At 52.2% G+C, this 12215-nt stretch carries 11 protein-coding genes; all 11 read left to right on the forward strand.

Features of this window, described 5'->3' with window-relative positions:
- Positions 1–188: 188 nt before the first annotated feature.
- Positions 189–1247, forward strand: coding sequence for a lysylphosphatidylglycerol synthase domain-containing protein (locus VMF88_02355; protein HTY09891.1), 1059 nt, complete (start codon positions 189–191; stop codon positions 1245–1247).
- On the forward strand, positions 1244–2308 hold the full coding sequence (locus VMF88_02360; GenBank protein HTY09892.1) for a hypothetical protein: 1065 nt from the start codon (positions 1244–1246) through the stop codon (positions 2306–2308). Before VMF88_02355 ends, VMF88_02360 begins: the two co-directional genes overlap by 4 nt.
- Positions 2305–3114, forward strand: coding sequence for a glycosyltransferase family protein (locus VMF88_02365; protein HTY09893.1), 810 nt, complete (start codon positions 2305–2307; stop codon positions 3112–3114). The genes VMF88_02360 and VMF88_02365 overlap by 4 nt, the downstream gene beginning before the upstream one ends.
- On the forward strand, positions 3111–3968 hold the full coding sequence (locus VMF88_02370; protein ID HTY09894.1) for a thiamine pyrophosphate-dependent enzyme: 858 nt from the start codon (positions 3111–3113) through the stop codon (positions 3966–3968). The genes VMF88_02365 and VMF88_02370 overlap by 4 nt, the downstream gene beginning before the upstream one ends.
- Positions 3969–3981: 13 nt before the next feature.
- Positions 3982–4944 (forward strand): transketolase C-terminal domain-containing protein, encoded by a 963-nt coding sequence (locus VMF88_02375; GenBank protein HTY09895.1) that lies wholly within the window; start codon positions 3982–3984, stop codon positions 4942–4944.
- A gap of 12 nt (positions 4945–4956) precedes the next feature.
- Positions 4957–6294 carry an aminotransferase class III-fold pyridoxal phosphate-dependent enzyme gene (locus VMF88_02380; GenBank protein HTY09896.1) on the forward strand — a complete coding sequence of 446 codons (1338 nt, stop codon included), beginning with the start codon at positions 4957–4959 and terminating at the stop codon, positions 6292–6294.
- On the forward strand, positions 6291–7109 hold the full coding sequence (locus VMF88_02385) for an SDR family oxidoreductase (GenBank protein HTY09897.1): 819 nt from the start codon (positions 6291–6293) through the stop codon (positions 7107–7109). The genes VMF88_02380 and VMF88_02385 overlap by 4 nt, the downstream gene beginning before the upstream one ends.
- A gap of 45 nt (positions 7110–7154) precedes the next feature.
- Positions 7155–8048 carry an N-acetylneuraminate synthase family protein gene (locus VMF88_02390; protein HTY09898.1) on the forward strand — a complete coding sequence of 298 codons (894 nt, stop codon included), beginning with the start codon at positions 7155–7157 and terminating at the stop codon, positions 8046–8048.
- A gap of 53 nt (positions 8049–8101) precedes the next feature.
- Positions 8102–8875, forward strand: coding sequence for a sterol desaturase family protein (locus tag VMF88_02395; GenBank protein HTY09899.1), 774 nt, complete (start codon positions 8102–8104; stop codon positions 8873–8875).
- A gap of 235 nt (positions 8876–9110) precedes the next feature.
- Complete coding sequence (locus tag VMF88_02400; protein HTY09900.1) at positions 9111–11888, forward strand: TonB-dependent receptor; 2778 nt, start codon at positions 9111–9113, stop codon at positions 11886–11888.
- Between the two features lie 54 nt (positions 11889–11942).
- Positions 11943–12215: hypothetical protein (locus tag VMF88_02405; GenBank protein HTY09901.1), on the forward strand; the 273-nt coding region annotated here is incomplete at its 3' end.

Here is a 12215-nt window from a genome sequence, read left to right on the forward strand (position 1 = left end):
TACTCTCGATGTGTTTCATTATTATTATCCTCGTTTAACGGTCGTGTTATCAATCGTTGCGTGCAAGTACCGGAACGGTCGTTTTCGCTACATCATTCTCAGATAATATTTTAACGGGAGGGGGCTCAGTAAAGATTTGTTAACCCTTCCGTTATCCTGCGGTAAAAGAGAACAATTACCTTTGTGGCGTGAAAAAGAATAAAAGGCGACTGCATATACTGCTCCGGATCGTTTCAGCTCTGGCAGGAGGAGCGCTTTTGATTCTTCTCTTCCGGGATGCCGATCTTTCCTTGATGTATTCCCTTCTGATGAATGTCGGACTCCTTCTCATTCCCGTCTATGCGATCTATGCAATCGGCTGCCTCTTCGATACCGCGGCATGGAAACTCATCCTTGATACGCCTGCCAAATCGATCTCGTTTTTCAGACTTCTGCAGGTTCACATCGCAGGCGAGTCGATGTACCGGTTCATTCCGGCGGGAGTCGTGGTGGGGGAAGCCACAAAGGTCTATTTGCTGAACAAACAAAGCCGCTTTGACGGCGCTGAAATTGTTTCAAGCCTGGTTCTCCGGAAACTTCTCATGGGGTTGAGCCAGGGGATATATATTGCGATCGGCGTTTTCCTCGGGATTATTTTTTCTCAGCATTTCGGGATGATTCGATTACTGTCCGTCGGCATATCGATATCGGTCCTCCTTGTGTTTGCCGCAATGGGAGTGAAACTCTCCCGAGGAACGCTTTTTATCTGGCTCTTCCGCCTGCTGCGGAACGTCCCGTACATCGGCCCTGCTGTCGAAAAGAAGGAAGGATTTTTTAAAGAGACTGATTTGGTGTTGAAGGATTTTTTTATCCGGAAGAGAAAGCAGAGTATCCTGGCATTCTTTCTTTTCTTTTTAGGATGGCTCACCGAAGCCGTGGAGACCTTTCTCATTCTTGCTGTGCTCGGGATGAGCATCGCTCCATACCAGGTCCTGATGTTTGAGCCGCTTGTTTCATTGACCCGCTCGGTTGCCTTTTTCATCCCCGGAGGGCTTGGAGTGATGGATAGCGGATATGTTTCGGCGTTCGGAGCGGCGGGTGTCATCAACGCGGCAACCGCAGGAGCGGCATTCATAGTCATCAAGAGGAGCAAGGAATTATTCTGGATCGTCGCTGGACTCACACTGTTGTGGATCCAGGGAGGGAAGGGCGTCCAGGAGGTTATGGGGGAGGTCTTGCGCCCTGAAATAGCGCCGGAAATTGTATGAAAAAGAAAATCCTTTTTATCTGCGGATCGAGAAACCAGACGACACAGATGCATAAGGTCTCGTTGGAACTCGACCGCGAATATGATTGCTGGTTCAGTCCCTATTATGCCACCGGTTTGGAAGAATTCCTCCGGAAGATGAACCTGACGGAGATGTCGATCATGGGGAGTAAAATGGTCGGCCGGTGTCTCCAATACCTTCATTCCAACCATTTGAAGGTCGACTACCGGGGGGAGAGAAATGATTACGACCTGGTTTTTACCTGTGCCGACCTCGTTATTCAGGAGAATATTATAAGTAAGAGGATCATTTTGGTCCAGGAGGGGATGACCGACCCCGAAAACATCGGCTATTATCTCGTAAAAAAATTCCCGTTTCTTCCCCGATGGATCGGCAGCACCTCTACGTTCAGTCTGAGTAATGCGTATGAAAAATTGTGCGTCGCCAGCGAAGGATATCGCGACCTGTTCATCCGGAAGGGAATTCCCGCGGAGAAAATTGTAGTGACCGGCATCCCGAATTTTGACGACTGTAAAAGATTTCTCGACAATCGTTTCCCCCACAAAAATTACGTCCTGGTATGCACCTCAGACTCCCGTGAGACGTTCAAGTTCGAGAACCGGAAGAAGATCATCCAAAATGCCGTCAGGATAGCGCGCGGCCGGAAGCTGATATTCAAGCTGCATCCAAACGAGAACATCGAGCGCGCCACGGCCGAGATCGCCATGTGGGCCCCGTCAGCGCTCGTATTCGCTTCAGGGAACGCGGAGGAAATGGTCGCGAACTGCGACGTGCTGATCACTCAATTTTCTTCGACCGTGTACGTCGGGTTGGCTCTCGGAAAAGAGATCTACTCGAATTTTCCTCTGGAAGAATTGAGAAGACTCGCCCCGCTGCAGAACGCCTCGGGGGCGAGAAATATCGCGGCCGTAGCCCGCGAGATGCTCTCAGAAAAATCACGCGAACTTGTTCACTCCGACCTGCGAAAGGGGGAGATTCCCCTGCGGTGGCAGCACGGATACAGGGCGAAGTTAGCCCGCTTATTCTCGCACGCTGCATGAAAACACTCATTGTCATACAGGCGCGGACGGGTTCCTCGAGGCTCCCGAATAAAGTTCTGCTCCCCCTGGCCGGCGCTCCGCTGTTGCAGAGAATGGTTGAGAGAGTACAGGCAGCCGAAAAAGTTTCCGACATCGTCGTTGCGACGACGACGGAGCGGAGCGACGATCCGATCCGCACATTGTGCAGATCTATCGGCGTCCGATGCTTCAGCGGCCATCCCTCCGACCTGCTGGACAGGCACCTTCAGGCCGCCCTGCATGAAAAGGCAGATGCCGTTGTGAAGATTCCCTCCGACTGCCCCTTGATCGATCCAAGGATCATCGACACTGTCCTGAGATTCTTCACCGCGCGGGTCAGGCCGTTCGATTATGTCAGTAACCTGCACCCGGCAACGTATCCTGACGGGAACGATATTGAAGTCATGACAATGGAAGCATTGAAGACCGCATGGTGCGAAGCGGAGAAGGACTATGAGAGGGAACATACGACCCCCTTTCTTTGGGAGCAGCCGGAGAGGTTCGTTCTTGGGAGCGTTCTGTGCGAGTCCGGACTCGACTATTCGATGGAGCAACGCTGGACCATCGACTATCCCGAAGATTACAGCCTCATCAAACGAGTCTATGATGAATTGTGGACGCCCGGGCAGCCGGTCTTTTCGATGTACGATATTCTTCAGCTGATCTCCGAAAAGCCGGAGATCAAAATGCTAAACGCCCGCTACATCGGCGTGAATTGGTACCGGCATTACCCAGGACAGCTTAAAACAATTTCAGCAAAAGAAACGCGGCAGGTTGTGAATTCATGACAGAACAGGAAAAGATCGAACTCGAGCTTCTCGCCCTTCGGGTGAGGGCACATATCATTTCAATGGCGACGGACGGAGGATGCTTCATCGGCGCGTCGTTGTCGTGCGCGGACCTGATCGTCTATCTTTATGCCAAAGTTCTCCGGCTGTCCCCTGAAAACCTCAAAGACCAGAACCGGGACTATTTTTTCCTCTCAAAGGGACATGACGTGCCGGCATTGTACGGGACATTTGCGGAACTCGGGTACATGGAAAAGGAGAGGCTGACGAATCATCTTCATACGAACGATTCGATCTACTGGCATCCGAACCGCACGATTCCAGGAGTCGAGTTTCACTCCGGTTCGCTTGGCCATCTGTTGTCTGTTGCGATCGGCGTTGCGCTGGACATAAAAATGCGCAAGGGAAACAATCGTGTCTTTGTGATTCTGGGCGACGGCGAACTGAACGAGGGGTCGATTTGGGAAGGATGTCTGGTTGCGGCCGCTCTTAAGCTCGACAATCTTGTCGCCGTTGTGGACAGGAACGAATTCCAGGCGAACATGAAAACCGAAGAGCTGATCCCGCTGGAATCCATCGACAAAAAATTTGCGGCCTTCGGCTGGTCGGTGAACAGGATCAACGGCCACAGTTTTGACAAAATGGAGGCCGCCTTTTCGCGCCTTCCGATGAGTGTTGACAGGCCGAATGTCATCATTGCCGATACCATCCGGGGGAAGGGATTGGCGAGCATCGAACGGCGCGCCGACCGGTGGTTTGCCAATTTTACTCACGATGAAATCGAGATGCTCCTTGACGAGTTGTACAACGGTCAGGAAAGCACATTGTCGTCCGAAACTCTCATGGTCCGTTAAAAGGATTACGTTGATGGTCACTTACGAACAAAAATTAAAAGAACTGGCCGAGGCAGACGAGTCGATCGTGGTGATGACATCAGAGAATCGGGCAGCGATCAGGAATCTTCCCCAAACGCTCGGAAAAAGGTTCATCGATGTCGGCATCGCTGAACAGACCATGGTCGGCGCAGCGGCCGGGCTTGCGCTCCGCGGGAAAATTCCTGTTGTTCACGCCCTCGCAACGTTTCTTACCCTCCGCGCCTTTGAATTTGTCCGTACCGATATCGGCATCGGGAACCTCCCCGTGAAGCTTGTCGGCGGAGTTCCGGGATTTCTCTCGGACGGGAATGGCCCGACGCACCAGGCGCTCGAGGATGTTTCGATCATGCGCGGCATCCCCAACATGAATGTCTTCTGCCCCGCGGACCAGGTGGAACTTGTTGCCGGGCTTCCGCATATCCTCAAAGACAAATCTCCTTGGTATATCCGCTTCACGGCAATGGAGCCGGTTGTCAACCATTATGACCAGTTTGCAGTCGGAAAAGCAGAGATCCTTGTTGAAGGAATGGACATTGCTCTTTTGACCTATGGATTCATGAACCGGGAAGCGTGGATGGCGAAAGAAATCCTGGAATCAAAAGGATTCTCGGTCCGGTTCATCAATTTGCGGACGCTCAAGCCGGTCGATGAAGTGACGATCCTCTCTGCTGCAAAAGAATGCTCGATGCTCGTGACGATCGAAGACCACTTTCTTACGGGAGGGCTGTATTCCATCGTCAGCGAAATTCTTGTGCGGTACCAGCGAACGGCAAAAGTTCTGCCGTTCGCGCTCAACGGACGCTGGTTCAGACCGGGATTGCTGAACGATGTTCTCGCATACGAGGGATTTACCAGCGGCCAGATCGCTTCCAGAGTGATGGCAGCGTTCGAAGAAAGAGATGAAGACCTATTTCCCGAAGAATTGGAAGGTTCCATCGCGGTTCGAAAATATTGAAAGAGGTGCAGTATGAATTCAATCGGAAAGAATGAAAACTACCCGATCATTACGAACTCAGATGATCTCTATGCGCGCGCGCTGGGACTGATTCCCGCGGTCACGCAGACGCTGGCGAAGGGCCCGGGTCAGTACGTCAAAGGGGTCGCGCCGAAATATCTTCAGAGGGGCAAGGGGGCGTACGTCTGGGATGTGGACGGTAATGAGTATCTCGATTACACGATGGGGGTAGGACCGGTCTCGCTCGGCTACGCGTACGAGCGGGTCGACGATGCGATCAAAAAACAATTAGAGGACGGCATTACATTCTCGATGATGCATCCGCTTGAGGTCGAGGTTGCGGAGCTTGTTCGGGAGGTGATCCCGAACGCTGAATCGGTACGATTCAGCAAAACCGGTTGCGACGTTACGACAGCGGCGGTGCGTTTAGCGCGCGCATTTACCGGGCGCGACAAAGTTCTCTGCTGCGGCTATCACGGGTGGCATGACTGGTATATCGGCGTCACCGACCGGAATAAAGGGATCCCGCAGGCAGTCCGCGACCTCACCTTCACTTTTAACTACAACGATATCCAATCGGTCATCGATTCGATTGACGGCGAAACGGCATGCGTTATTCTCGAGCCGGTGGTATTCGAGGCCCCCGTCGGAAATTTCCTTCACCGGCTCAAGGAAATTTGCCGGCAGAACGGGACGCTCCTCATCTTCGACGAAATGTGGACCGGGTTCCGTCTCGCCCTAGGCGGCGCGCAGGAGTTTTTCGGAGTGAAAGCAGACCTCGCGTGCTATTCAAAAGCCGTCGCTAACGGAATGCCGATCTCGATACTTACCGGCCGGCGCGATGTCATGCATCTCCTTGAAAAGGATGTCTTCTTTTTCACGACGTTCGGCGGCGAGGCGCTCTCCCTCGCCGCGGCAAAGGCGACGATCGAAGAATTGAAGGAGAAGAAGGTCCCCGAACATCTTGACCGCGTCGGGTCGCTCCTCAAGGAGGGATACAACGAGATCGCCGAAGCGCTTGGCATGAACTTCACAAAGTGTTCCGGGTTTGGCTACCGGACGATCGTCACGTTCGATGCAAGCGCAGGAGATCCTCTTGAAATAAAATCGCTCCTCCAGCAGGAATTGATCAAGCGCGGGATCTTATGGGGAGGATTCCACACCATGAGTTATTCGCACTCGGACGCCGATGTTAAATACACATTGAGTGTCTACAAGGAAGTTCTTCCGATCATTAAGAAGGCCGTTGATGAAAAGAATGTCCGCGGGCAGCTTCGGGGCGAGCCGGTCGAGCCTGTGTTCCGAAAGACGAGCAATTTCAACATGAAACCGAAGAAGGTCTCCGCATGACCGACCTTTTTTCTCTCAAGAAGAAGGTCGCAGTCGTCACCGGCGCGCTTGGGCTCCTCGGTAAGCAGCATTGTTCTGCATTGGCCGAAGCCGGCGCGACCGTGATCGTCACGGATCTCAACGGAGAGCGGTGTGAGGCATTTGCGCGGGAGTTGGGAATCGCGACGGCATCGAAACCGGTCGGCATCGGCGCAGATGTCACCCATCGTGCTTCGGTGGAAGCCCTGAGAGACCGGATCTTTCACGACCATACGGAGATCGACATCCTCGTGAATAATGCAGCGATCAACGACGCTTTCGAAAATCCTGCCGCGGCCGCAGAACAGTCGAAATTTGAAAATTATCCGCTTGAGTTTTGGCAGAGATCTCTTGATGTCAACATCACCGGCACATTTCTATGCTCGCAGGTGATCGGTAAAGTAATGGCTGGGCAGGGAAGAGGGAGCATCATCAACATCGCATCGACGTACGGGCTTGTCGGGCCGGACCAGTCGCTCTATAGGCAGGAGGACGGAAAACAATCGTTCTATAAATCTCCTTCCTATCCGACGACGAAAGGGGCGGTGCTCGCATTTACAAGATTTCTTGCGACCTACTGGGCCAAAAGCGGAGTGCGTGTCAATGCGTTGTCTCCTGGAGGGGTTGAGAATGGTCAGGACAAGGCTTTTATCGAACACTACGCAACACGCACCCCCCTCGGTCGCATGGCGCAGCCAACGGACTATAAGGGGGCATTGATTTTTCTTGCAAGCGATGCATCGGGTTACATGACAGGATCAAACCTCGTCGTCGACGGCGGTTGGACGGCGTGGTAAACACGGTTAATTAACCATTTCAACAAATCTGTGAAGGGAATCGCAATGCAGAAACCGACGGTCCAGATCGGCAAAAAGTCTGTTGGAGAAGGGGAACGGATTTTCATCATCGCCGAGATCGGCATCAACCATAACGGCTCGCTCGAAATCGCTAAGAAGCTGATCGACGGTGCCGTGCTCGCCGGATGCGACGCAGTAAAATTTCAAAAGAGGACGCCTGAACTGTGCGTCCCGAGAGATCAGCAGGACGTCATGCGCGATACTCCGTGGGGACGGATGACATACCTTGAGTACCGCTACATGGTCGAATTTGGCGAAAAGGAATATGCCGACATCGACCGCCACTGCCGAGAACGCGGGATCAACTGGTTCGCATCGTGCTGGGATGAAGAGTCGGTAGATTTTATCGAAAAATTTAACCCGGTCTGCTACAAAGTGCCTTCGGCCGCATTGACGAACAATGAACTGTTGATGAAGAAACGCCAGACCGGCAAGCCGATGATCGTCTCGACCGGGATGTCGACGGAGAATGAGATCGATAGTGCAATGACCCTTCTTGGACGGGAGAGCATTCTCGTTGCTCATTCCACCTCCACGTATCCCTGTCCGGCAGAAGAATTAAATTTGAAGATGATCCAGACTTTAAAGCAAAAATTTCCCGAATGCCCCGTCGGTTATTCCGGCCACGAAACAGGGCTCGCACCGACATGGGCGGCGGTGGCAATGGGAGCAACGTTCGTGGAGCGGCATATAACTTTAGACAGAGCCATGTGGGGAAGCGATCAGGCGGCTTCGGTCGAGATCGGCGGGCTGATCCGCCTGGTGCAGAATATCCGCGACATTGAGAAGGCGGTCGGAGACGGGATAAAGCGGGTCTATGAAAGCGAGCTCGGACCGCGAAAGAGACTCCGCCAGGTTCGGGAAAAAGTTACGGCATGATGCCTCCTTGGTCCCTTTCTTGAGCTGAGGGATGTGTCTATTCAGAATTTGGTATGAATTTAGAAATTCTTTCACCGGTGATCGTTTCGCTTTCGGCGCTGGTACTCATAATTTTAGAACGCCGATTCCCTTATACCGCCGGCCAGCCATTGTTCAGGGAGGGGTTTTGGACGGATCTAGGAATGTATACGATCTTCCAAAGTTACATCCTGAGCTGGGTTATCTTCGGGTTCATTCACTGGCTGGATAATGAAACGTCGGTCTCGCGGTTTCATATCATTTCCGACTGGCCGGTGTGGGGGCAGTTCCTTCTTTTTTTTGTGTCTCACGATCTTTATATCTACCTCTTCCATCGATGGCAGCATCATAACAAGTATCTTTACAGAATTCATGAAGCACATCATTCGGTGCGGGATGTCGATTGGCTGGCGGGAGCCCGGTCCCACTCGCTTGAAATTTTAATAAACCAGTCGATCGAGTTCACTCCGATCATCCTCCTCGGCGCGGCGCCGGAAGTCGTTCTTTTGAAAGGAATTGTGGACGCCGTATGGGGAATGTATATCCATTCCAACATCAATGTTCATTCGGGCAGGCTGCAGTTTTTCTTTAACGGCCCGGAGATGCATCGCTGGCATCATGCCAAAGGGAAGGGGAACAGCGTCAACTATTCCACCAAGCTTGCAGTATGGGATTGGTTATTCGGGACCGGATTTTTGCCCTCGATTGAAAGGCCAGTTTCATACGGCCTCACCTATTCTGGTTTTCCAAAGGGGTATTTTCCTCAGCAATGGTTCGCATTCCGTCCATTTCGGAAAGAGAAGAATTAGGGCCGCTGCAATGACATGTTGAGATGCCGTTGCTGTGTCAATGAGGCTTCCCATCGACATGTTCATCCGCGTTAGCATTCCGATAATAATTTATTCTTATGCAGTTCACTGTACAGTAATACTCGCATAACAAAACGAGCGTACATTGTCGCCGCTCGTTGGAGCGAGGTTGCGGTCATAGCGGGAGTCCATTCTTCCAGAACCTCTTCGCTTTCTTTACCCACAGAATTCTTCTATGCTACGTCAATACCATGCGATCCTCCTTTTGTTACTCATCATTATTGCGCAGGAAACATTCTCCGGCACGATCAAAGGAAACGTAAGGGAGAGCAAAACGAAATTGGCGATCGCCGGTGCATCCGTTTTCATTGAGGGAACAACGTACGGAACCGTCAGCGACACGAGTGGAGATTATATTATTCGGAATGTGCCGGCAGGAGAGTACGAGATCGTTGTGCGCATCCTTGGATTTGCCGCCAAAGAGGAGAGCATCACCGTAGACGAAGGGTCTTCTGTATTGGTCCAAAATTTCTCGCTGAAAGAAAAGCTCATCACTCTGGGCGAATCCGTCGTCACCGCAAGAGCGAACAATGAACTTGAAACTACGGCCCGGGCAACGGAAAAGACCGCAGCCAATCTTGTCAACGTCATCTCCGCGCAGACGATCGAGCAGTCAACCGACAGAACTGCTGCGGACGTCCTTCAGCGCGTTTCGGGCATGTCGCTCATCCGAGACCAGGGAGAGGGACGCTATGTGGTGATGAGAGGGCTCGCGCAACAGTACAATAATACGTTGGTTGACGGCATCAAAATTCCTAGTCCCGAATCAAAAGACCGCTTCGTGCCGATGGACATTTTCCCGTCCGGCCTCTTTGAGCGGATTGAGGTAACAAAGTCGCTGACTCCCGACATCGCGGGGGACGCGATCGGCGGTTCGACCGACCTGATGCTGAGGGAAGCTCCCGACCGGTTCGTCTTCAACTTCAACGCTGCGAGCGGATCGACATCGGGCGTGCTTGGAAATTCGTTCAGCTCATTCAACAGAAGCGCGGTCCCCGAACTCGATCCCGAGCGGCTTCATGGAACGGTGAGCGATTCGGATCCCACCACTGAACTCAAACCAAGGTACAATCCGTCAAGTGCAGATTTTTCCATCGCCAACCTGAAATTTACCAACGCCCCCGCTCCTGCGGACGGTCTCTTTTCCGCTCTTGTCGGGGACCGTTTTTTCGATAACAGGCTCGGACTCATGGCTGCCGGCAGTTTTCAAAATACCTATAACGAAGTGCACACCGACATTTACTCTCTAGGTTCCGACATCAACACCATCGACAGTCAGGGACATCTGATTCCGTACGCTTCCACCTACAATAACCAAAACTATTACGTCAATAAAACCCGGGGCGGTGCAGTTGCGAAGGGAGACTTCATCGCCGATGAAGGACAAGAGCTTTCTGCAACGTATATGTACGTCCGCCAGGAAGAGGCACAGACCCGGCATGCACTCCAGATAGAGATCGACGGTTCACGAGGGGCCAACGATCTGACCTACACCAACCGGTCGGCGTTGCGCATCCAGGATATCTCCAGTGTTTCGCTTTCGGGGAGCCATTTTTCGACGTCTCCTTTTTCATTGAACTGGACGCTCAACTATACCGATGCGCTGCAGGACCGTCCCGACGAGGCCGAGTATTCGATCCTGCAGAACTATGATGCGAACGGAAAGCTCGAACCATTTCAGGGGCTCGGAGACATCACCCATTCATGGAGAAAGAACGACGATCATCAGAACCTCGGCAAGCTCGACGCAACCTGGCATCTGACATCGGACGGGATGCATACGATTCAGGCGGGTTTCGTCGCTCAAAAACTCAATCGCGTCAATTACGAAGACGACTATCAATTGAATCCGTCGATCATCAACGGGAGAACGCAGACGTTCACGTCAATCGACAGCGCCAAAACCACCGTATTCGGTTACGGGAGCACTTCGGGGACAACGGTCTATGGATATCAGAATTACAAAGCAAGCGAGCTCCTTCTTGCTTCATACCTGCAATACACATTGATCTTTGACAGACTTCAAATTCTTACCGGGGTCAGATGGGAGAATGCGCAGGATAAGTATTTCACGAGTGCTTCTGCTTCATTTACGGAGCAGCAAAACGACGTGAAGATGGTCAATGTTCTTCCGGGAATCCATTTCCGTTATGAATTCACGCCGGACCAAATCGGACGACTCTCGGTCGCACAATCGCTCAGCCGGCCGAGCTACTTTGACCTCGTTCCGGCCGTCGACCGGCTGGATGAAAGTCAGTCGCAGGGGAATCCCAATCTCCGGCCTGCCAGGGCTACAAACATCGACCTTCGCTATGAATACTATCCGGATGCTTCGGATGCCTTCTCCGCGGGGTTGTATTACAAGAGGATCATCGATCCGATCGAAGATCAATTTCAGTCCGTCGGCGTTCTTCTGGTCACAACGAAGGGGAACGGAGACCCGGCGAAAGTCTATGGCTTTGAAGGGGTAGCGTCCAAACATTTCGGCGGCCTCGGGATCACGGCAAATTACAGCTATGTCTTTTCGCAAATCACGAGCACGAAGCAGGTCTCAGCAGAGGACATTTACGGCGATCTCGTTCAATCGTACTATCAGCAAAAACGCCCGCTGCAATCTCAATCCCCTCAGATCGTCAACGTCACGCTTTCATACGTAAGCCCGGCATGGGGGACGTCGGGAAACCTCTCCTACAATTATACGGGTAAGAGTTTGCTCGCGGTCAGCAGGCTGGACGGCTACGACACCTATCAGGACGGCGTCAGCGAACTCGATCTTTCCGCCGACCAGCAGTTGTTTTCCAGCATGAAGATCAGCATCAAAGTGATCAATCTCACAAACTCAAAAGCCGTCACAGAAGTTGTGTCCGGCCAATATGTTCAGCATTCGCCGATCGTGATCGAAAGAGATCTGAACAAAATTCGCGGCTCGATCGGAATCAGCTACAAACTTTAATCTGCCATCGACAATAAGCCAATTCATTACCTCAAAAAACAAAAGGAGAACCATATGTCCAAGGTGATTACAACAATGCTTTTCTTTTTCGTACTGGGAACGGCTTACTCGGATACTCCGCTGCATTCGATCCTTACGGGATCGGTCAAAGGGACGACGCTTCCCAATCATACGTACGTTATTCTGGACAGTATCAGTGTGAATGTTGGAGACACGTTAACGGTGAGTGCTGGGGACACGTTGATCATGGCGAACCCGTTGGGATGGATCCATGTGCTGGGGACGTTTATCTGCGACGGGACGAAAGCGAGCCCGAACTTGATCACG

Source organism: Bacteroidota bacterium (genome assembly GCA_035506275.1).
Classification (GTDB): domain Bacteria; phylum Bacteroidota; class Ignavibacteria; order UBA10030; family UBA8401; genus JAGVPT01.

Excerpts from the sequence above, each read along its gene's own strand:
- VMF88_02390 (HTY09898.1), top strand. The coding sequence starts at position 7,155 with ATGCAGAAACCGACGGTCCAGATCGGCAAAAAGTCTGTTGGAGAAGGG.
- VMF88_02385 (HTY09897.1), top strand. The coding sequence starts at position 6,291 with ATGACCGACCTTTTTTCTCTCAAGAAGAAGGTCGCAGTCGTCACCGGC.
- VMF88_02375 (HTY09895.1), top strand. The coding sequence starts at position 3,982 with ATGGTCACTTACGAACAAAAATTAAAAGAACTGGCCGAGGCAGACGAG.
- VMF88_02395 (HTY09899.1), top strand. The coding sequence starts at position 8,102 with ATGAATTTAGAAATTCTTTCACCGGTGATCGTTTCGCTTTCGGCGCTG.
- VMF88_02360 (HTY09892.1), top strand. The coding sequence starts at position 1,244 with ATGAAAAAGAAAATCCTTTTTATCTGCGGATCGAGAAACCAGACGACA.
- VMF88_02365 (HTY09893.1), top strand. The coding sequence starts at position 2,305 with ATGAAAACACTCATTGTCATACAGGCGCGGACGGGTTCCTCGAGGCTC.
- VMF88_02400 (HTY09900.1), top strand. The coding sequence starts at position 9,111 with ATGCTACGTCAATACCATGCGATCCTCCTTTTGTTACTCATCATTATT.
- VMF88_02380 (HTY09896.1), top strand. The coding sequence starts at position 4,957 with ATGAATTCAATCGGAAAGAATGAAAACTACCCGATCATTACGAACTCA.
- VMF88_02370 (HTY09894.1), top strand. The coding sequence starts at position 3,111 with ATGACAGAACAGGAAAAGATCGAACTCGAGCTTCTCGCCCTTCGGGTG.